This is a genomic window from Psychromicrobium ferritrahens (assembly GCF_043789415.1).
GTDB lineage: Bacteria > Actinomycetota > Actinomycetes > Actinomycetales > Micrococcaceae > Renibacterium.
Genome location: NZ_JBDLLW010000001.1, coordinates 1287742 through 1308870, shown reverse-complemented (window position 1 = coordinate 1308870; position 21129 = coordinate 1287742). Strand labels below are relative to the sequence as shown.

The window sequence follows — 21129 nt, the reverse complement described above, 5'->3', positions numbered from 1 at the left end:
CCGACTAGGAAACGCAGAACTCATTCCCCTCCGGGTCTGCCATGGTGTACCAAGCGTGAGGCCCCTGACTGGCGTGCCAGAGAAAGCGCGCGCCACGCGCTTCCAAGCTCGCTCTGACCTCGTCCTTGGAGTTGCCCGTCACCCTGATATCCAGGTGGACTCGGTTCTTCACGGTTTTCTCTTCCGGGGCGGACTGGAACAGCATCCGGGCACCGCCCGGCAATCCCTCCGGCGGGTTGATCGCGGCGCCGTCCTTCCAGACCAGCGCTCCGCGGTACACGATGGTGTCGGATTCCTCGGCGTAGCCCTGGGCCAGCATCGAGCGGATGAAGTCTTCATTGCTCGACTCGACCTGCCAGCCGAGGGTCTCGGCCCACCAATCGGCGAGCAGATGCGGATTCTTCGAGTCGACGGCGATCTGGACTGAGTAGCTCATAGTGGCAGGCTATGGTGCTGCGCGAGGTAAGAACAGTCCATTCAGGACAATTGCGGTCCTTGAATGATGATTGACCGGTCTTCTCAAGCTGTGGAATATTGATTTATAGAACGAACGGTCAGTAATGTTGCTGGCGGTGGGGAAGCTGACGCTGAGGAGCGGATATGACGGAGGCGTTTCTAGTTGATGGTGTCCGAACTCCGGTGGGGCGTTACGGCGGTGCACTGTCCTCGGTGCGGCCGGATGATCTCTCTGCTGTGACTCTTGCCGCTCTGGTGCAACGAACCGGCATCGACGCCGCGCAGGTCGATGAGGTCATCCTGGGCAATGCCAATCAAGCCGGTGAGGACAATAGGAATGTCGCCAGAATGGCGCTCCTGCTGGCCGGACTGCCGGATTCGGTGCCGGGAATCACCGTGAACCGGCTCTGTGCCTCAGGCGTGTCGGCCATCATGATGGCTTCTCATATGATCAAGGCCGGTGCGGCGGACGTAGTGATCGCCGGGGGCGTCGAATCGATGAGCCGGGCTCCCTGGGTGATGGCCAAGCCCGAAAAGGCATTTGCCCGGCCCGGCGAGGTCTTTGACACCTCGATCGGCTGGCGTTTCACCAACCCGCGTTTCAAGGGGCGGGATAAGGCCACGTTCTCGATGCCGGAAACCGCAGAAGAGGTCGCCTCCCTTGACGGCATCACTCGCGAAGATGCCGATGCTTTCGCGCTGCGCTCACATCAGCGAGCGATAGCCGCGATTGACGCCGGTCATTTCACCCAGGAGATCATCCCGGTGCAGGCCAGAGCGGGCCGCTCCGTGGTCACGGTGTCCGCGGATGAGGGGCCGAGGCGGGACACCTCCATGGAGAGCTTGGCGGGGCTGCGCCCGGTGGTCCGGCAGGACGGCGTGGTGACCGCAGGGAATTCTTCGCCGCTCAATGATGGGGCCTCAGCGATTCTGGTGGTCTCAGAGGCGGCGCTCCACCGTTTTGGCCTGACTCCGCGGGCCAGAATCGTCGAGGGCGTCAGCGCTGCCCTGGCCCCCGAGGTGATGGGCCTGGGACCGGTACCGGCGACCGAGAAGCTGCTGGCGCGCAGCGGTGTCGCGCTCTCCTCGATCGGCGCCGTCGAACTCAATGAAGCCTTCGCCACCCAGTCTCTGGCGAGTATCCGCAGGCTCGGACTCGACCCGGAGATCGTGAACGCTGACGGCGGTGCGATTGCCTTGGGGCACCCACTGGGTTCCTCCGGGGCCAGGATCACCATCACCCTGCTGGGCCGGATGGAACGCGAAGGTGCACATCGCGGCCTGGCCACGATGTGTGTCGGTGTCGGGCAGGGCACCGCTCTGCTGGTGGAACGGGTATGAGTTTTTCCGAAGAAGCGCGGACCCTGCTGATCGAGGAGCGCGCCGATCGGCTGCTGGTCCGGCTCAACCGCCCCGAGGTGCGCAATGCCATTGACCAGCAGATGGTGGACGAGTTGCACCGGGTCTGCGCTGAACTTGAGCGGAACCCGAAGATCCTGATCCTCACCGGCGCTGCCGGTGACGGCGAAAAGACTGGCGTCTTCGCCTCGGGTGCGGATATCGCCGAGCTGCGCGAACGACGTCGTGAGGATGCGCTGCAAGGGATCAATATCAAACTTTTCATCCGGATTGCCGAACTCAAAATGCCGGTGATCGCCGCCCTCGAGGGCTATGTGCTGGGCGGGGGTGCTGAGCTGGCCTTCGCCGCCGACTTCCGGATCGGCACGCCGAGCATCCGGATCGGGAACCCTGAGACCTCACTCGGGATCATGGCAGCGGCCGGTGCCAGTTGGCGATTGCGCGAGCTGGTGGGGGAGCCGCTGGCCAAAGAGATCCTGCTGGCCGGAAGGGTGCTGAACGCGGAAGAGGCACTCGCCGCCGGACTGGTCAGCTCCTTGCACGATCCAGCCGAGTTGCTGGGGGCCGCCGATGCCCTGGCCGATCGAATCGCCGCACAGGACCCGCTCGCGGTGCAGTATACGAAGGCCGCTTTCCATAGTCCGCGCGACGCGCATCCCGAGGTGGATTTGCAGGCGCAGGCGGTGCTCTTCGAATCCGAGGAGAAGTTCAAGCGAATGACCGCGTTCCTAGAGAAGAGAGATCGCCGATGAGTCAGCTGCCGGAGTCGATCGGCGTGATCGGCGGTGGCCGGATGGGCGCGGGCATAGCCCACGCCTTCCTGATCAACGGCTGCCGGGTCACCGTCGCGGAAGCCGCTCAGGACGCCGTGGCCGCCGCTCAGCAACGAGTCACCGAGGCGGTGCGGAAAACGGCGGAGCGAGGAGCGCTCAAAGAGTCGTCCGAAGCCTGCCTGCAACGGCTCAGCGTCGTCGATGCCATCGAGCAGTTATCCGACGCCGAGCTGGTGATCGAAGCCGTTCCGGAGGTATTCGAGTTGAAGGTCTCGGCGCTCCGCCGCGCTGAGCAGGTGCTCTCCGCCGGTGCGGCGCTGGCGACCAATACCTCCTCGCTCTCGGTCAATGCGCTCGCAGCCACGCTGCGCCGACCGGAGCAGTTTCTGGGCCTGCACTTCTTCAACCCGGTACCGGCCTCCTCCTTGGTCGAGGTGGTGGCGGGAGAGCGGAGCGAAGATTCGCTGATCAGCGCGGCCCAGGAATGGATCGCCGAACTGGGCAAACGGGCCATTGTGGTGCGGGATGCACCCGGTTTCGCCTCCTCACGGCTGGGTGTCGCGATTGCCCTGGAAGCCATGCGAATGGTGGAGGAAGGGGTGGCGAGCGCTGAGGACATCGATACCGCTATGGAGCTGGGCTATAAGCACCCGATGGGGCCGTTGCGCACCACCGATGTGGTGGGCCTCGATGTGCGGCTCGGCATCGCTGAGTATCTGGCTTCTACTCTGGGCGAGCGCTTCGCGCCGCCGCAGATCTTGCGGGACAAAGTGGCCCGCGGCGAGTTGGGGCGAAAGAGCGGTCAGGGCTTTTTCCGCTGGTAGTGGGGTCCGGGCTCTTGTCCGATTAGCTGCGGCACCGGCCGGCGTCGAAAATTATTGGCTTCAATCAGGGGGCCAGGCGGCCGAGATTGGCGCTATCCGGCGGTTGCTGCTGAACCCCTAGGATGGTTTCATGGCCCTCTTCGAACCTGTCACGCTCACCGGTAAGTACGTCCAGTTGGAACCGCTTTCCCTGGAACACCACGACGAGCTGGTAGAGGCGGTCAAAGACGGTGAGCTATGGAAACTCTGGTACACCAGGGTGCCCTCTCCCGAAGAGATGCGGCAGGAGATCGAACGCAGGTTGAGCCTGCAAGAAGCCGGTTCGATGCTGCCCTTCAGCACCCGAAGGCTCAGCGACGGCAAGCTGATCGGCATGACTACTTACTGCAATATCGATGCTCACACTCCCCGGGCCGAGATCGGCTACACCTGGAATGCGGCGAGCGCCCAGCGCAGCGGAACCAACCCTGACTCCAAACTCCTGCTGATGAGGCACGCCTTCGAGACTCTGGGATGCGCGGCGGTGGAGTTCCACACGCACTGGATGAACCAGCAGTCGCGGGAGGCGATCGCCAGGCTGGGGGCCAAGCAGGACGGCGTCCTGCGCGCGCATCTGCGGATGCCGGACGGCATTGTGCGAGACACCGTGGTGTTCTCCATCATCGCTTCTGAATGGCCGATGGTGAAGTCGGGCCTGGAATTCAGAGTGAATAAAAAGCGCTGATCACTTCTTGCCGGTCACTTCTTCTCCAGCAGCAGATTGGTGATTCGCACGGTGCACAGCCGCTTCCCGGCTTCGTTGCTGATCAGCACCTGATGGCTGGTCAGGGCGCGGCCCAACTGCAGAGGAGTCGCGGTGATGGTGATGCTGCCTTCCCTGGCGGACTGATGGTGGGTGGCTGAGACGTCGACGCCCACCGCGGTCTTCCCGATGCTGGAGGCGTAGATCACCGCAGCCCAGGACCCCACCGCCTCGGCCACCGCCAGTGAAGCCCCGCCGTGCAGCAGGCCGAAGGACTGCCGATTGCCGACTACCGGCATGGTCGCCACCACTCGCTCGATGGACTCCTCGACGATCTGCACGCCCATCTTCTCGTCCAGTTCGCCCAGCTGAATTTTCCACAGTGACTCTGCCATGACTTCACTGTAATCGCCGGATTCGCTCAGGCTAAGCTCGGAGTATGAAATCTCGGGACGGCAGCGCAGGTGACGCCGACTACGGTTCCATCGGCTCGGGCTACACTCGCTACCGGCGTCCCGAGCCGCTGATCGCGCAGCATATTGAACAAGCTCTGGCTGACGCCAAGACAGTACTCAATGTCGGTGCTGGCGCTGGATCCTACGAACCTCGGGATCGCCAGGTGACCGCGGTGGAACCCAGTGCCACGATGCGGGCGCAACGACCCGCCGAACTGGTGCGGGCCATCGACGCCACAGCCGAAAACCTGCCTTTCGACGATGGCTCTTTCGACGCCTCGATGGCCACCTTCAGTGTTCATCAATGGAAGGACCTGGCGAAAGGACTGGCTGAAATGCGGCGTGTAACGCGAGGGCCGGTGGTGATCCTGAGTTGTGATCCGGCGCTGCTGGATAGGTTCTGGCTGGTGGACTACGCTCCCGAGGTGATCGCCACCGAAGCTTCCCGCTACCCGGCGCCGCAGACGATCGCTGAACTGCTCGGCGGAGCCACGATCCATCCGGTGCCGATTCCGCTGCATTGCTCCGACGGATTCGGTGAGGCGTACTACGGAAGGCCGGAAGTGCTTTTGGAGCCCGGTGCCAGGCTGGCCAATTCGGCGTGGAGTTTTCTCAGCGTCCAGGAGCAATCCGAGGCGGTTGAGAAACTCCGGACCGAGCTGCGCAACGGTCAATGGGATGAGAAATTCGGGACGCTCCGGACCCAGCCCTTCTTCGAAGGTTCACTCACCCTGATCGTCAGCAATCCCTTCCAAACCTGACCAGCCGTCCCATCGAGTGTTACGTAAGTGGCTGGTGTGGCGTTTTTCTCTTCACTTCCGGCACTCCTGTAACACTCAGTGGGACAGCTGGATTGGGTTAGAATGGGGTTATTACCGACCGATCGTTCAGTAATTCGCTGCTGAAGATTTGCCCTGGAGGAATGTCAACGATGACCGAGGCCGAAATGACCAGTGTCGATACGGTACTGCGCACCGTCCCCAGCTATATCTGCGACGTTTGGTGGACGCCGTCCGAAACGCCGCATGATGCCCCCACCGTGCGCGATGCGAGCACCGGGGAGCCGCTGGCTCACGTGAGCACGGCTGGCCTCGAGCTGGCCGAGGTGGTGCGCTATGGCCGGGAGGTCGGGCAGCGCAGCCTGGCAGACTTCACTTTTCATCAGCGTGCGCTCAAACTCAAAGAACTCGCCCAGTTCCTCAATGAGCGCCGCGCGGAACTCTACGAGATCTCGGCGAAGACCGGTGCCACCAAGATCGACAACCTGGTCGATATCGACGGCGGCATCGGAGTGCTCTTCACCTTCGGTTCGAAGGGACGCCGGGAGCTGCCCAATTCCAATCTGGTGATCGACGGTCCGCTCGAGGTGCTCTCCCGAGACGGATCCTTCATCGGAGAGCACATCTACACCCGGATTCCGGGAGTGGCGGTTCAGATCAACGCTTTCAACTTCCCGGTCTGGGGCATGCTGGAGAAATTCGCTCCGGCGTTCCTGGCCGGGGTGCCCAGTATCGTCAAACCGGCCACTCCCACCGGCTATCTCACCGAGGCGATGGTGCGGCTGATGGTGGATTCCGGAATTCTTCCAGCGGGCTCGATCCAGCTGATCTCCGGCTCCGCGCGCGAGTTGCTGGATGAACTCGACTATCGAGATCTGGTGGCTTTCACCGGCTCCGCCGCAACCGCCAAAGCGCTCAAAGCCCACCCTCATGTGGTCTACGGCGGGGTGCGTTTCACTTCGGAGACCGATTCGCTCAATGCAGCCATCCTGGGGCCTGACGCGGTGCCCGGCACCCCGGAATTCGAGGCTTTCGTGCGTTCGGTGGTCACCGAGATGACCGTTAAAGCCGGACAGAAGTGCACCAGCGTCCGGCGCACCATTGTGCCAGAGGCGATTAAGGATGAGGTGATTGCTGCTCTCGCCGCGCGATTGCGGGAAAAGGTCGTGCTGGGGGACCCACGGGCGGAGGGGGTCACCATGGGAGCGCTCGCCTCGCTCGATCAGCTGGTTGATGTGCGCGCTGCGGTGCAGACCATGCTCGACGCCGGAGGTGAGCTGGCCTACGGCTCGCTGGAGACGCCGTCTGTCACCCGGCTCGATGGTTCCCAGGGTGCTGTGCGGGACGGCGCGTTCATGTCGCCCGTGCTACTCAGCTGGGCGGATTCTGCTGCCCCCGAGGTGCATAATCTGGAAGCTTTCGGCCCGGTCAGTTCGGTGATCGGTTACCGCTCGCTCGATGAAGCGATCCGGTTGGCGGCGTTGGGCGCTGGGTCCTTAGTCGCCTCGGTGTGCAGTAACGATCCGCTGATCGTGCAGCAGCTGGTGAGCGGGATCGCGGCGCATCACGGCCGGGTGCTGGTTCTGAACCGCGAAGACGCCCGGAGCTCGACAGGGCACGGTTCGCCGGTGCCGCATTTGGTGCACGGTGGGCCAGGCAGGGCGGGAGGCGGTGAGGAACTCGGCGGCATCCGTTCGGTGTACCACCATATGCAGCGCACCGCCCTTCAGGGCTCCCCCAATATGCTCACCGCGGTGACCGGTGTCTGGCATCCGGGCGCTGACCGGCATTTCGACGTCGTGCATCCCTTCCGCAAGTCGCTCGCGGAGCTGCGGATCGGAGATGCCTTCGCCTCCGAACTGCGTGAAGTCAGCCTGCAGGACGTCACCGATTTCGCGAACAGTACGGGGGACACCTTCTACGCTCATACCGATCAGGAAGCGGCAGCCGCAAACCCCTTCTTCCCGGGCATTGTGGCGCACGGCTATCTTTTGCTGTCCTGGGCGGCTGGGCTGTTCGTCGAGCCGGCACCGGGCCCGGTGCTGGCCAACTACGGGCTGGAGAACCTTCGGTTCATCACGCCGCTCGCGGCGGGGGATTCCTTCCGGGTCACTCTGACCGCCAAGCAGATCACTCCCCGGGAAGATCAGGAATACGGTGAAGTGTGCTGGGATGCCATTCTGCACAATCAGCACGATGAGATCGTGGCGACTTACGATGTGCTGACCCTGGTGGCGAAAACCCAAAATCCCCTCAACGCTGTGACAGCTAAAGTCGCTTTGAATGGCTGAAACCGACTCTAGCTGTCACAGTGTTTAGCTGAGGCTTAAAGTTCACCACTAAACTTTTGCTTGAAATTCGTCCGATTAGATCGGGTCGTTTTTCTGAGGATATTTACCAGGTGCCTCTGGTGGCCCAAGTATTGCCTTCGAGTGCCTGCCAAACTCTTTGCTTGGTCACAACAAATATGCCAGGGCAGCTAATGGTGCTTGTCCCGCTGCCAGTAACCTCATTTCCATACTCCCATCCTTCCCACGTTGCTGGATCTCCTCCTGGCTGTGGGTTGGGGAAGGACCAAAAACAATAAACAGCCCCGCGAAGTTTGTAACAGGTGGAGTTATAAAAAGTTACTGAGTTTCCGTTAACCGAGGTGGAGGCTACGCAACGTGGATCTCGTTGTCCACCGGGCTCTGCTTGTGCTACAGGGATGGCAAGCGTGGACAGTCCAAGGAGCATTAGTAGACCAATGGCAGCAGTGTGAAGTTTCTTCTTTTTCATGTTTGCTCTCCTTTAAGCATTTATCCCTAACGATTGATTAATTTACTCCTAAAGAGGTGTCTTTCCAAGGTTTCGATATATTCTTAGCCATAATTAAAGAGAGTATGAGCGTTTTAGGGAGCACTCGCATTGCCCAAAGCTAAGGCATTCGGAACTTCCGCTTTGCCCTACAGAGCATTGCTTCTTATAACTCGGGCAACCCTATGGATGGGGTTGCTACCCCGCTTGGGCTTGCGAAGGCGGCATGATCAACACGGGGCAACTCGCTCGATAAACCAATTTGTGCGCCAGCAGTGGCGAGCTTACGGCAACTGATCCTCGGGGCGCATCCACCACGAGCAAATCAGCGCCTTTGGACGCGTTGAGCAAGACCTTTCCCGGTGTCCCTCTTACTAGTCGGCATTCCACCTCTTGTTCGGAAAGAGTTTCCGTTACTTGCTCACGCAGCGCGCGTTCGGCGTTGCTGAACAGCTGATTCGAATCCACGTTCACCGCGGGCGGTCTTCCGGCGGAAGCCGAAGGAGCACGCGGTGCGGACCAAGCTTGGACGGCGATCAAAGGCACCCCGCGTAGTTGAGCTTCTCTGGCGGCCATTCGAAGCGCGCCGGGCGAACCGCTCGATGCGCTAACCCCCACCACAATGAACGTCATGATTGAGTTCCTTTCGCGCTAAGTGGTTCTTCTGTTTCTTTAATCTTGGACAACGGATCCGCGATGTCTTCAAGTGCTTTGCCTTCGGCATTCACGCCAAAGATTAAGGCAATGATGCCTCCGACTAACATCACAGCAGCACCCAGGTAGAAACCGCCGGTGATCGGTCCGCGATCGTCTCCTTTTCCTATCAAAGCGCCGAAGATCGTCGGGCCGAAAGAACCAACAATTTGGGCCACAACGAAAAAGTAGGAGATTGCCTGCCCACGTAACTCGAGTGGGAAGATCTCGCTCACCGTCAGATAAGCAGAGGAAGCACCGGCGGAGGCGAAGAAGAAGGCAATGCACCACAAGATGACGTGGGTTGTGGCATTGAGCACATTCGCCTGGAAGAGAGAGGCTGAAATGGCGAGCACTACAGCTGCCAACCCATAGGTAGCGAAGATCATTTTTCGCCTGCCGATAGTGTCGAAAAGAGGCCCCAACAGGAGTGGTCCTATGAGATTTCCAAGAGCAAAAGGAAAAATATAATAACCTGTGTTAGCTGACGATATGTGATAGAAGTTCTCCAAGACCAACGCATAACTAAAGAAAATCGCATTGTAGAGGAACGACTGAGTGATCATCATGCTCAGCCCCAGGAAGGTGCGCTTAGGGTATTCCAGGACGAAGACCCGAACCACCTTGCCGAAAGGAACGCTCTTCATTGGCGCGATCAGCATGGCTTGATCGTCTGTGACTTTGCTGAGCTTGGTACCCTTCTTCGTTATATCTGCTTCGATTTTGTCTACAACCTTGGTTGCTTCCACTTCTTTTCCGTGTGTCACCATCCAACGAGGGCTCTCAGGGATGTGTCGGCGCAGATAGATAATGATCAATCCGAAAACTGGTCCAATGAAGAAACCGATCCGCCAACCCCAGCTATTGGCAAAGCTCTCGTCTGAGAGCAGAAAGATGTTTGCGGTTGCTCCCAGCGCGGCGCCTGCCCAGTAAGTGCCATTGACGGCGATATCGACCCGGCCACGGTATTTGGAGGGAATCAGCTCATCGATCGCTGAATTGATCGCGGTGTACTCGCCGCCGATACCCATCCCAGCGATGAATCGGAACACCCAGAGGAACCACATATCAGTGGAGAGGCCGGCGATGCCGCTCGCCACCAGATAGATCGCCAGGGTCAGAATGAACAATCGCTTCCGGCCCAGCCGGTCCGCCAGACGGCCGAAGTACAGGGCGCCCACCACCTGACCCAGCAAATAGATGGTTCCGGTGAGGCCTATCTGAGCGCTATCCATACCCAAGGCGGTAGCGAAGCCGTTTTGCGCCACGATCTGGACTTCGAGGCCGTCCAAGATCCACGAGACTCCCAAGCCCACCACAACGGTCCAGTGGAATTTGGTCCACGGCAATCGGTCCATTCTGGCGGCGATCACACTGCGGATCGGCTGTGGGGCCTCATTGCTGAGCGTATTCGGCACGGCACTCCTCCTTGAGTTTCAGTCCGAAGCGGCTACCGCCACCTCGGACTTGCCTGCGGGTCGGAGACCTCTTTATCTCCCCTTCGCTGGGTAGCAACATACTCTTGGCAAAGTGGCTTGACAACTGTATTGCTCGACCGGTTTTTCCGCCTATTCGGTTGCCTAGGGGTAGTTTTCCGTTTCAGCTGGCGGCTTGGCTCGCCGAATCGAATTCCTCTCGGCGGGCCAGAATGACGCCCATATTGTTTTCCGCCCAGCATTTGAGCTGCAAGACAATGACGTAGAGCGATTTCCCCAAATCGGTCATTTCATAGTCCACTCGAACCGGGACGGACGCAGTTACGGTTCTTCGAATCAAACCGTCCCGCTCCAGATTCCGCAGGGATTGGGTGAGCATCTTTTGGCTCACCCCCGCAATTCGCCGGCTGAGTTCCGAATATCTCAGTGGGCCCTGATCCAGGGCCGATAGCACCAGGGCAATCCATTTATCGCCGATTCTATTCAATAGCTGCCTGCTGGGGCAGACCGCCAGAAAGGCATCGTAGGAGGCTTTAGCCTGTTGGCGCTGCTGCGCCATGGTCAAGGTTGGCAAATCGGGGTTTCCTCTCGGAGCGGTAGGCACTTCAAAGTTCGTACTTACTAATAGAGAGTAGCCCAACTAATCTAGTGCAGGTCAAGCATCATTAGTCAAGGAGAAGAATCGATGAAAGCAATCGTCAATCAGGCATCCGCGCTCGTGCGGGTCATCGAACTGGAACCACCGGTAGCCGGACCCGGAGAGGTGTTGCTCAAGGTGCACGCGGCATCCATCAATCCGGTCGACGTCCATGTTCGAGGCTATTTGCAAGCGATGGGCTTAGACCAGGTGCAGGACGTCGGCCTGGGCTGGGATGTGGCGGGCGAAGTGGTCCAGCTGGGGGAGGGTGTGGAGACCGGGCTCGGTTCGCTGGTGGCCGGGGTGCAGTCCGCCGGGATGGCGAAGCCCTATGGAACCTTAGCGGAATACGCTGTGCTGCCTGCTGTTGCTCTCGCTGAGTTGCCCCAGACCATCAGCGCGGTGCAGGCGGCGAGCCTGCCGATGAACTCGCTCACCGCGGCCCAGGGGCTGGATTTACTGGGCGCGGCGGAGGGCAGGAAGCTACTGGTGACCGGCGCCGCCGGAGCGGTGGGCGGTTTCGCGCTCAGCCTGGCCCGCCGGGCAGGGTTCGAAGTCAGCGGCCTGGCAAGGCCTTCGGATGCAGAGTTCATTCGATCTGCCGAGGCCGAGTTCATCACTGAGATCCCCGTGGGTGGTTTCGATGCGGTTTTCGACGCGGCTGCTTTAGGGGCCAAAGCGCTCGGTGCACTTCACGACGGAGGCGCTTATTCTGGGGTGATCCCAGGTAACTCCCCTGAATCAGAGCGCGGAATCTCGATCAGGGTCGTCCAGATGACGGGTAATGATCCTCGGCTTACCGAATTCTTCCAGCTGGCCGTCGATGGTGAACTGGATCTGCGTATTGCGGGTACTTTCGGCTTCGGTGAAGCTGCCGAGGTGGCTGATCGCTTGCTGCGGGGCGGGCAGCGCGGGCGCTGGGTTCTGTTGCCCTGAACTAGAGCTACCGGCAGCTGATTTAGCTGCTTCACCCCTGGCGGAGACCGCCGAAGAGCATGGCGATCACATCGTCTGCCAGCTTCTGCGCCGTCAGGGGGCCACCCGGCCGGTACCATTCCACAATGGAGTTAATCGTGCCGTAGAGCAGGCGTTCCGCGGTCCGCGGGTCAATATCATTACGCAGCGAACCGTCCGCTTGCGCTGCGGCGACCAGGGCAGAGACCTGGCGGTCGAATTCACGACGCCGAGCCAGGGCGCCGCGTTCCATCTCGGTATTGCCGCGCAGCCTGAGCAGCAAGGTGACATAGGGCAGCTTGGCAACCAAGACCGCGATGGTTTCACGGAGCACGTATTCCAAGCGGTCGACCGGAAGGCCGCCCGGTTCAGCGGGAGTTTTCAAGATGGCTTCCAACCCGCCCAGGGCTTCCTCCAGAGCGAGTTCCAGGAGTTCTTCCTTGCTCGCCACATGATGATAGATAGCGGACTTCGAGATGCCGAGATTCTCGGCGAGCACTCCCATCGAAGTCGCTTCGTAGCCATGTTGGTTAAAGGCCTCAACCGCCACCCGCAGCACGGTCTCCTGATCGTAACCGGGGCGCCCTCTGCGAATTCCGCCGTCCTTATCGGCCTGGCTCATGCTTTGTTTCGCACATCGTAGACCCTGCGCAGTTTTCCATTGGAGCGAGCCAGGCTGCCGGGTTCCGCCAGGGCCACCAGGGCCGAAGAACCGATCTGCACCTTGATTTCTTGCCGAAGCCGGATTGCGGCAGCGTCTCGTTCCGCGGAGCTGGTGCCTTCGCGTGGTTCGATCCGCACGGTCAATTCATCCATCCTGTCTGGCCTGGAAATTTCAAGCTGGAAATGCGGGCTGAGCGCCGGGATGCGCAACGCGATTTCCTCGATTTGCGAGGGGAAGAGATTCACTCCGCGCAGGATGATCATATCGTCTGTGCGGCCGCCGATTCGCTCCATCCGCCGCATGCCGGGGCGAGCTGTACCGGGCAGCAAACGAGTCAGATCCTTGGTGCGGTATCGGATGACCGGCAGCGCTTCTTTGGTCAGTGTGGTGAAAACCAGCTCGCCGGTTTCGCCGTCGGGAAGTGCGGTCTCCAGGTTGAACGGGTCCAGGATCTCGGGGCGGAAATGGTCCTCCCAGAGATGCGAGCCGTCCTGGGTTTCGACGAATTCGCCGGCGACTCCGGGCCCCATCACCTCGGAGAGGCCATAGATGTCGCAGGCCTTGAGATCGAGGCCGGTTTCCAACTCATGCCTCATCTCCTCGGTCCACGGCTCGGCTCCGCAGATCGCGTATTTCAGGGAAGTGCTGCGCGGGTCGACTCCCCGCTGAGTGAAAGCGTCCATAATGGTCAGCAAATAGGTCGGTGTGCACATGATGACCTCTGGTTCGAAGTCCTGAATGAGCTGGACCTGTTTCTCGGTCTGCCCGCCGGACATCGGAATCACGGTGCAACCGAGCGACTCAGCCCCGTAATGCGCCCCCAGTCCGCCGGTGAACAGGCCGTAGCCGTAGGCGATGTGCACTTTGTGGCCCGGTCGAGCACCCGAGGCGCGCATTGATCTGGCCACCAGGTCAGCCCAGTTCCGCAGATCATTGCGGGTGTAACCGACCACTGTGGGCTGACCGGTGGTGCCCGAAGAGGCATGGATTCTGGAGACCTCGGCCTGGGGAACGGCAAACATTCCGAAGGGGTACTCTGCGCGCAGATCCTCCTTGGTGGTGAAGGGGAACTTAGCTAGATCGGCCAAGCTCCGTAGATCTTCTGGGCGCACTCCGGCCTCGTCGAACTTCCGTTGGTAGAGCGGCACCCGATCGTAGGCGTAGCTCACGGTGCGCTGCAGCCGGCGTAACTGGAGTTCTTCGATCGCTTCCCGGTCGAAGAACTCGGTCTCGGAATTCAGCGGTTCGCTCATCATGCCCTCTCTGGTGGATCCTGGCGAGATGCGGTCTGGATTAACTGCCACTGGGCTGGGCGGACTTAGTCGGAATGGTTCGGCAGCGTCCCCGGAATTCAGCGATCAACTGCCGTTCGACGTCGTCAGCTCCGCAGTCAGCAGCCGAGCCCGTCGCCGGAAGGGCGAAGACCTGGACGTCGTAGAGCCCGCTGCGGCCGCTGCTGGCCCGCCGGTTCGCCACTGCCAAGAGCTTCTGTCCGGCGTAGGAAGGAGCCAGGAAGTTCACATCCACCCCGGAAGCCACTGTCTGAGTGCTGCCGTCTGAATCCCGGGGATTACAAGCGAAGGCGAAGGCCGAATCGGCAAAAGCGAAGATCATTCCGCCGTGGCTGGTGCCGAAACCGTTCATCATTTCGGCTCGCAACGTCATCGACAAAGTGGCGTGGCCTTCGGAGAGCTCTTCAATGGTCACGCCCAGCCAGGCTGAGGCGGCATCGTGGGCGAGCAAGGGATGCGTCACGATCATCTCCAATGATTACTTACCGAATGTTCATTAGGTAATCGTGAATTCGGACAAAGGTCAAGAGCTGCCTTGCCGGGCCGCCTAAGCTATGAGTATGGCCGCTTTCCGACTCGCCGGTGCCGCGCTCTTCACCGTGCTGCTCACTGCGATCGCTTCTTTCGTCCTTCCGCCGAGCCCGGCCCAGGCAACTCAGCCGACCACGACTCAGGCTCAGGCCGCCGCCACACCACTTTCGATTGCTCCTTCGGTTCGACAGTTCACCGCTAACGGCACCGCTAGCTGGAAACCCGGAGCGGCGCCGCGCATCTTGATTGATCCGAGCAGCACGGCGCTGAACGCCGACGCCCAGCTACTGAGCGCCGAGCTTGCGAGCATCGTCAAACCGGCTTCCGGGACGGTGCCCGTGATCAGCGGCACCGCCGCCCAGGCCCAGCCCGGAGATATCTTACTGAGTCTCGGCAGTGTGGCCGGGAGCAGCGGGCAGGAAGCCTATCGCCTGGTCGCCGCACAGAGTCTGAGCATCACCGGAGTGACCCCGGCCGGTGTCTTCTACGGCAGCCGCTCGCTCTTGCAGAGCCTGAAGGCCACTCAGGGAGTGCCCGCCGGAACCATTCTGGACTGGCCGGATCGCCCGGTGCGCAGCCTCAACCTGGATATCGGCAGGAAGTTCTACACCAAGAACTGGATTCTGGAGCAGGTCAAGAGCCTGGCCTGGATGAAGTTGAACACCCTGCAACTGCACTTCTCCGAGGATGAGGGGTTCCGGATCGAGAGCCTGAGCCATCCCGAGGTGGTGTCCGCACAGCGGCTCAGCCAGCAGGACATTCGGGATATCGTGGCCTTCGCGGCGAAGTACCACGTCACGGTGGTACCGGATCTGGATGTACCGAGTCATATGAAGTTCATTCTCAAAGCCCACCCGGAGCTGCGTTTGGTGGAGAACGACGGACTGGTGCATCAGCAGAACCTGGACATCTCCAAGCCTGCGGCACGAACGCTGGTGATGGATTTGATCAATGAGTTCCTGCCGCTCTTCCCGGGACCATCCTGGCATATCGGGATGGACGAATACGTTGACCTGCCCTCGGCGGATGATGACTTTCAGCAATTGCTCGACTATGCCCGGCAGCGTTACGGAGCCGGTGCGCGAGTTGCTGATGCCCTGGTGGGCTATGCCAATGAGCTGAACAGCTATCTGCGCTCCAAGGGCAAGACGGTGCAGGCCTGGAACGATGAGTTCTACCGTTTCACCTCTAAGGTCAAGCTGGACAGCAGCATTCAGGTGACGCATTGGACGAACTGGGATTGGCCGATGGCGCCCTTGCAAGCTTTCCTGAATGGCGGCCACCAGGTGATCAACTACGCCGACTCCTACCTTTATTACGTCATCGACGCGGCGGCGGACGGCTATCCGCCCTCCGCCGAGGATCTCTACAACGAATGGTCGGTCGGCGTCTTCTCGCCGCTCGCTCAGCAGGACGGTTCGGAAAAGCCGCAGATCCTGGCAGCTCCGGTCACGGCGTCGGTCCTAGGTGCCGCCTTCTCCATCTGGAGTGAGAATCCAGGCGCCCAGACCGAGGCGCAAGTGGCTGCCGGCGTCACACCGCTGCTTTGGGCGATGTCTCAGAAGATCTGGAATCCGCTGCAACCAAGCGAAAGCTATAGCAAGTTCAAAGCCAAAGTGGCTGCTATCGGCAAGCCAGTCTGAAAGGCTCATCCGGTAGGCTGTCAGGAAAAAGGTCGCTGTGGGGGTCGGCTTCGACAATACTTCGAGCTTGATCGATGAGTGTTTCGATCGGCCTTCGTGAAAGGTGTGAAATGGGACGTCGTGCGGCTGCTCCTGCGGTTCCTCGGCATCCCAGATCGATCACGGCAGTACCTTCCAAGGGCGCGGTCTTCGGTCTCTTGGTGCTCAACGCTTTCCTGCCCGGTGCTGTGCACTTCTTGCGCGGGCCGCGTAAGCTCCGCTGGCTCTTCCTCGGCATCGCGGCGCTCATCTGGGCTGCCGGGAGTTATCTGATCCTCTCCTCTTTGACCAGCCGGGTTTGGCTTTTCAATCTGGTGACCCACCCCGTCGCTTCCATGGTGCTGATCATCGGCTTGCTGGTGGTTTCGGCCTGGTACCTTTTCAGCTTCATCGACGTGCTGCGGCTGATCCGCTTCCCCAAGCTCAACGGCGGAATGAAGGCCGCCGTCATCGTGGTGCTGGTTCCCTTGCTGGTGCTCACCAGCGGCAGCACGGCCTATGCAGCCTATCTGCTGAACGTTGGGCGCAACGCTCTGGGAGATATCTTCTCCGCTTCTCAGAGCTTAGGTCCCGATAAAAGCTATACCAAGCCATCGCTGAACCCGATCAATGGCCGCTACAACATCCTGATGATGGGCGGCGACGCCGGATCAGATCGAGTAGGACGCCGCCCCGACAGCATTATGGCGATCAGCGTCGACGCGGAAACCGGAGCAACCCTCACGGTGAGCATTCCACGCAATCTGCAGAACGCCCCGTTCCCGGATGACTCTCCGATGAAGGCCGCTCTCACCACTGGTGACGGCGTCGACGGCACCGACGGCGCTTTCAACTGCGGCAATGAGTGCATCATCGGCAATCTCTATTCCAAGGTCAATGAAAAGTACTCCTCGCTCTACCCCGGAGTGGGTGATCCCGGTGGGCAGGCCATGCTGGAGACCGTCAGTGCGATTCTGGGCATTAAGATGCAGGCCTATGTGATCGCTGATATGGACCAGTTCTCGCAACTCATCGATCTGATGGGCGGGGTCAAGATCAACGCCGGTAACTGGGTGCCGATCAGCGGCGAGGCGCTCGACAACGTCGGTGGCGGACATAAACCGCCCGAGGGCTGGATAGCTCCCGGCGAGCAGACGCTGAGCGGTTATCAGGCGCTCTGGTACGCCCGTTCGCGTGAGTGGGTCAACGACTACGCGAGAAATCAACGTCAGCAGTGCGTGGTGCAGGCGATGATCAAGCAGATGAATCCGCTGACGCTTTTCACCAAGTTCACCGAGATCGTGAAGGCCGGCACTAAGATCATCGAGTCGGATATCACCACCGCGCAGATCGGCAGCTTCATCGATCTGGCGCTCAAATCCCAATCCCAGCCGGTGAAGAAACTCATCCTCGGGCCGCCCGATCTGGTCTCCGATGTACCGGGGCAGACAGATTTCCCCACCTACCCTGATTTCAAGCTGAGTCAGCAAAAGGTAGCCCAGCTGCTCGGTAAGACCGCGACGACTGGCACGACGCCGCCGAGCAGTTCCGCCCCGCCGGCGAGCAACGGCACGACGCCGCCCTCCCCGCCGGCGAGCAGCAGCTCACCCGGCACGCCGAGTAACACTCCGAGCAAGCCTCCGGGACCTCCGATCACCAAGGAGTACCTGCAAGGCCTAGCGGTAGCTGCCTATAACGGTGACGCCGGGGCGAAAGATACCCTGGTGGGGCTGCTGGCCAATAACGGCGCCTGTACACCGGGCTGAGTTCAGCGCCGCGAATCGCTTGGCCCGGCAACACTGAGCTCCGAGGTTTTGCTCACAATCCTCCCCATCAGGGGAAGGTCTTTGGCAGGATAAGAGGGTGACCCAGGGAATCTACGTCAGCGCTGCGACGCCGGGATCCGGCAAATCGCTCATCACCCTTGGGCTGGCGGACGCCCTGCACCGGCGCGCTGATCGGATCGGCTTCTTCCGACCGATCGTGGACGACGTCGAAGCGGATCCGATGGTCGCCATGGTGGCGCGCCGCTTTGATCTGGGCGCTGGAGTATGCCGAGCCGGGTTGACGGCCGAAGAGGCACGTGGGCTCCTCGCCTCGGGTGATCGTGAGGAAATCGATGCTCGCTGCGTAGCGATCTACAGTGAGATCGCTCGCGAGGTGGATGTCGTCATCGTTGAGGGCACCGACCTCACCGGGCAGGATGCCGCCGTCGAATTCGATGTGAACGCCCGGTTGGCTAATGACCTCGGCTGCACAGTGCTCGCCGTGGTGAACGCGAAGGGCCGCACCACAGCGGAGGTCGCCGACGCCGTGGATGTGACGCGGAAGGAACTCGCCGCCGCGAATTGCTCCTTGCTGGCGATGATGGTCAATCGCGCGGACGCCGATCAGCTCACCGGAATCGCCGCTGAGCTGCGCCCCGGAGCCTCCGGCAAACCGGTCTACATCCTGCCGGAGATCGACGAGATCGTCCAGCCGACGGTGGGTGAGGTGGCGAGTTCCCTGGGCCTGCGGCAGATTGCCGGCAGCGCGGAGCGGGAGCGGGATGTCGAATCGATCAAAGTAGCGGCGATGAGTGTTGGGAACTTCCTGCATGTGCTGGAATCCGGCGCTCTGGTGATCGTCCCCGGTGACCGGGCTGACATCATTATCGCCACCTTGGCCTCCAGTTTCTCACCGGAGTTCCCGGTGCCTTCCGGGATGATCCTGACCGGCGGGCTCTCCCCGGACGCACATATCTACCCGCTGCTCGGCGGCGCTCCCTTTCCGATTTTCGCCAGTCCGGAGGATACCTACAGCACGGCAAAACGGGTCAGTGAGGTGCGCAGTGAGATCTGGTCATCGCAAAGTCGTAAAGCCGCGGCCGCGCTCGGCGAATGGGCGAAACGCGTTGATGAGGCAGAACTGCTGGAACGTTTGGAGATCCCACGGCCGGTCAGGATGACGCCCTTGCGCTTCCTGCATGAACTGATTGAAAGAGCCCGTCAGGACCGCAAGCACATCGTGCTGCCCGAAGGCCAGGATCCACGGATTCTTCGGGCCGCGGAGATCCTGCGCCGCCGAGATGTTTGCGAACTGACCATTCTGGGCCCGGAAACTCAGGTGCGAGACCTGGCGGCCGGCCACGGTGTCGATCTGCGCGGCATCACCGTGATCGATCCGGCGAATAGCGAGCTCCTGGAAGGCTTCGCTGAAGAGTATGCGCGTTTGCGGGCACACAAGGGAATGGACCTCAGCCGGGCTCGGGAGATCATGCTGGAAGCTTCCTATTTCGGCACCATGATGGTCCAGCTGGGGGTGCTGGACGGCATGGTCTCGGGAGCGGCGCACACCACCGCGAACACCATCAGACCGGCCCTGGAATTCGTGAAGACCGCCGAGGGTGTGAAGATCGTCTCCTCGGTGTTCCTGATGCTGCTCCCCGACCGGGTATTGGTTTACGGTGACTGCGCGGTCAATCCTGAGCCCAATGAGGAACAACTCGCGGATATCGCCATCGCCTCGGCCCAGACCGCGGCGCAATTCGGGGTGCAGCCCAGAATTGCGATGCTCTCCTACTCGACGGGAGAATCCGGTTCGGGTGCCGCGGTGGACCAAGTGCGGCATGCCACCGAGCTGGTGCGAGCCCGGCGGCCCGATCTGGCGGTGGAGGGCCCGATCCAGTACGACGCCGCGGTGGACGCTTCGATCGCCGCTTCCAAGCTCCCCAGTTCTCAGGTCGCCGGGCAGGCCACGGTCTTCATCTTCCCCGACCTCAACACCGGCAACAACACGTATAAGGCGGTGCAGCAGTCCTCGGGAGCGGTCGCCGTCGGCCCGGTGCTACAGGGCCTGCGCAAGCCGATCAACGATCTCTCCCGCGGCTGCACCGTTGAAGACATCGTCAATACCGTGGCGATTACCGCCATTCAGGCTCAGGGGTGACCGTGCAGATTCTGGTGATCAACTCGGGTTCCTCCTCCTTGAAGTACCAAGTGCGGGATACCCAAGCGGAAGAGGTGCTGCTGGAGGGGCTGATCGAGCGAATCGGTCAGGCCGAGGGCGGAGCGGCCAGCAATCCGGTAACCGATCATGCTGCCGCTCTTGAACTGGTCGGTGCCGCCCTCGGTGAGCTACGGATTGACGCGGTGGGGCATCGGGTGGTGCACGGAGGCGAACGGTTCAGCGAGCCGGTGCTGATCGATCATGAGGTCACCCGAGCTATTGAACGGCTCAACCCTTTGGCTCCGCTGCACAATCCGGCGAACGTTCTAGGCATCCGGGCGATTTCCGCGAAATGGCCGGAGCTGCCGCAGGTGGCTGTCTTTGACACCGCTTTCCATCGCACCCTTCCCGAGTACGCCTGGCGTTACGCGATTCCCGCTGAACTCTATGAACGGCATGGAATCCGGCGCTATGGCTTCCATGGCACGAGTCACGAATTCGTCAGCCGTCAGGCCGCAGATTTTCTTGGCCTCCCCGGGCAGTCCTTTGACGGCGTGGTCGCTCACCTGGGTAATGGTGCTTCGGTCACCGCGATCAAAGCTGGCTTGAGCATCGACACTTCAATGGGCTTCACCCCGCTGGAAGGGTTGGTGATGGGTACTCGGAGCGGTGATCTGGACCCTTCGATCCTGGTCTTCCTGGGGCGTCAGGGATATTCCGCCGAGCAGATCGATGACTTACTCAATCGGGAATCGGGGCTACTGGCACTTTCAGGAAGCAATGACATGCGTTCCGTGGTGGAAGCGGCAGGCAGCGGCCAGCAGGCAGCTCAGCTGGCGCTCGCGGTGGCGTCTTATCGGTTGGCCAAGTACATCGGTGCCTACCATGTGGCGGTGGGCGGAATGAAAGCCCTGGTCTTCACCGCGGGTATCGGCGAGAACTCTGCTGAATTCAGGGCTTTGGTGGTGGCGAAGCTAGCTGCTCTGGGCCTGGTTCTCGATTCGGCGGCGAACGCCGTCCGATCGAAAGCCGCTCGGCTGATCAGCGCGGTCGACTCGGCGATCCCGGTGCTCGTGGTGCCTACGGATGAGGAAAGAGCCATCGCCGAAGCCACTGCGGGGCTGGTGTCCAGGCTGAGCTAGATACTATG

At 60.9% G+C, this 21129-nt stretch carries 19 protein-coding genes; 11 read left to right on the top strand and 8 right to left on the bottom strand.

The features are described from left to right. Positions 1–4 precede the first annotated feature (4 nt). Positions 5–436, bottom strand: a complete 432-nt coding sequence (locus ABDK06_RS06065) for a VOC family protein (protein WP_394939935.1) — start codon at positions 434–436, stop codon at positions 5–7. 164 nt (positions 437–600) lie between these two features. Between ABDK06_RS06065 and ABDK06_RS06060 the strand changes: the two genes are divergently transcribed. The 4 genes from ABDK06_RS06060 (at position 601) to ABDK06_RS06045 (ending at position 4136) form a co-directional block, all read left to right on the top strand. Continuing rightward, a complete protein-coding gene (locus tag ABDK06_RS06060; protein WP_394939933.1) occupies positions 601–1797 on the top strand; it encodes a thiolase family protein in 1197 nt (398 codons plus the stop codon). Next, positions 1794–2567: an enoyl-CoA hydratase/isomerase family protein gene (locus tag ABDK06_RS06055; RefSeq protein ID WP_394939931.1), complete on the top strand. Its 774-nt coding sequence runs from the start codon at positions 1794–1796 to the stop codon at positions 2565–2567. The genes ABDK06_RS06060 and ABDK06_RS06055 overlap by 4 nt, the downstream gene beginning before the upstream one ends. Beyond that, positions 2564–3412, top strand: coding sequence for a 3-hydroxyacyl-CoA dehydrogenase family protein (locus tag ABDK06_RS06050; RefSeq protein ID WP_394939929.1), 849 nt, complete (start codon positions 2564–2566; stop codon positions 3410–3412). Before ABDK06_RS06055 ends, ABDK06_RS06050 begins: the two co-directional genes overlap by 4 nt. A gap of 130 nt (positions 3413–3542) precedes the next feature. Next, positions 3543–4136 (top strand): GNAT family N-acetyltransferase, encoded by a 594-nt coding sequence (locus ABDK06_RS06045; protein WP_394939927.1) that lies wholly within the window; start codon positions 3543–3545, stop codon positions 4134–4136. A gap of 14 nt (positions 4137–4150) precedes the next feature. On the opposite strand, the gene ABDK06_RS06040 is transcribed toward ABDK06_RS06045, so the two are convergent. Further along, complete coding sequence (locus tag ABDK06_RS06040; RefSeq protein WP_394939925.1) at positions 4151–4549, bottom strand: hotdog fold thioesterase; 399 nt, start codon at positions 4547–4549, stop codon at positions 4151–4153. Between the two features lie 44 nt (positions 4550–4593). On the opposite strand from ABDK06_RS06040, the gene ABDK06_RS06035 reads away from it, so the two are divergent. Further along, the gene (locus ABDK06_RS06035) at positions 4594–5370 is read left to right on the top strand and encodes a class I SAM-dependent methyltransferase (RefSeq protein WP_394939923.1); all 777 of its coding nucleotides are present in this window, start codon (positions 4594–4596) and stop codon (positions 5368–5370) included. A gap of 170 nt (positions 5371–5540) precedes the next feature. Next, positions 5541–7679 carry a phenylacetic acid degradation bifunctional protein PaaZ gene (gene paaZ, locus ABDK06_RS06030; protein WP_394939921.1) on the top strand — a complete coding sequence of 713 codons (2139 nt, stop codon included), beginning with the start codon at positions 5541–5543 and terminating at the stop codon, positions 7677–7679. A 703-nt stretch (positions 7680–8382) separates the two neighbouring features. On the opposite strand, the gene ABDK06_RS06025 is transcribed toward paaZ, so the two are convergent. The 3 genes from ABDK06_RS06025 to ABDK06_RS06015 form a co-directional block, all read right to left on the bottom strand. Continuing rightward, on the bottom strand, positions 8383–8817 hold the full coding sequence (locus tag ABDK06_RS06025) for a universal stress protein (protein ID WP_394939919.1): 435 nt from the start codon (positions 8815–8817) through the stop codon (positions 8383–8385). Continuing rightward, positions 8814–10235, bottom strand: a complete 1422-nt coding sequence (locus ABDK06_RS06020; RefSeq protein ID WP_394940804.1) for an MFS transporter — start codon at positions 10233–10235, stop codon at positions 8814–8816. The genes ABDK06_RS06025 and ABDK06_RS06020 overlap by 4 nt, the downstream gene beginning before the upstream one ends. 241 nt (positions 10236–10476) lie before the next feature. Continuing rightward, positions 10477–10887, bottom strand: a complete 411-nt coding sequence (locus tag ABDK06_RS06015) for a winged helix-turn-helix transcriptional regulator (protein ID WP_394939917.1) — start codon at positions 10885–10887, stop codon at positions 10477–10479. Between the two features lie 111 nt (positions 10888–10998). Here ABDK06_RS06015 and ABDK06_RS06010 point away from each other — a divergent pair, with 111 nt between their 5' ends. After that, positions 10999–11886 (top strand): alcohol dehydrogenase catalytic domain-containing protein, encoded by an 888-nt coding sequence (locus tag ABDK06_RS06010; RefSeq protein WP_394939915.1) that lies wholly within the window; start codon positions 10999–11001, stop codon positions 11884–11886. A gap of 31 nt (positions 11887–11917) precedes the next feature. Here ABDK06_RS06010 and ABDK06_RS06005 read toward each other — a convergent pair whose 3' ends face one another. Genes ABDK06_RS06005 through ABDK06_RS05995 form a run of 3 tightly spaced genes read right to left on the bottom strand, consistent with a single transcriptional unit; the run spans position 11918 to position 14329 of the window. Further along, positions 11918–12526 (bottom strand): TetR/AcrR family transcriptional regulator, encoded by a 609-nt coding sequence (locus ABDK06_RS06005; RefSeq protein WP_394939913.1) that lies wholly within the window; start codon positions 12524–12526, stop codon positions 11918–11920. Next, positions 12523–13824, bottom strand: a complete 1302-nt coding sequence (paaK, locus tag ABDK06_RS06000) for a phenylacetate--CoA ligase PaaK (protein WP_394939910.1) — start codon at positions 13822–13824, stop codon at positions 12523–12525. Before paaK ends, ABDK06_RS06005 begins: the two co-directional genes overlap by 4 nt. Positions 13825–13861: 37 nt before the next feature. Beyond that, complete coding sequence (locus tag ABDK06_RS05995) at positions 13862–14329, bottom strand: hotdog fold thioesterase (RefSeq protein WP_394939908.1); 468 nt, start codon at positions 14327–14329, stop codon at positions 13862–13864. A 91-nt stretch (positions 14330–14420) separates the two neighbouring features. Between ABDK06_RS05995 and ABDK06_RS05990 the strand changes: the two genes are divergently transcribed. From ABDK06_RS05990 to ABDK06_RS05975, 4 genes are all read left to right on the top strand, one after another. Continuing rightward, on the top strand, positions 14421–16034 hold the full coding sequence (locus ABDK06_RS05990; RefSeq protein ID WP_394939906.1) for a beta-N-acetylhexosaminidase: 1614 nt from the start codon (positions 14421–14423) through the stop codon (positions 16032–16034). Positions 16035–16144: 110 nt separating this feature from the next. Next, entirely contained in the window at positions 16145–17818 is a 1674-nt protein-coding gene (locus ABDK06_RS05985) for an LCP family protein (protein WP_394939904.1), read from the top strand. 97 nt (positions 17819–17915) lie between these two features. Next, positions 17916–19979 (top strand): phosphate acetyltransferase, encoded by a 2064-nt coding sequence (gene pta, locus ABDK06_RS05980; protein WP_394939902.1) that lies wholly within the window; start codon positions 17916–17918, stop codon positions 19977–19979. A 2-nt stretch (positions 19980–19981) separates the two neighbouring features. Continuing rightward, entirely contained in the window at positions 19982–21121 is a 1140-nt protein-coding gene (locus tag ABDK06_RS05975) for an acetate/propionate family kinase (protein WP_394940803.1), read from the top strand. Positions 21122–21129 lie beyond the last annotated feature (8 nt).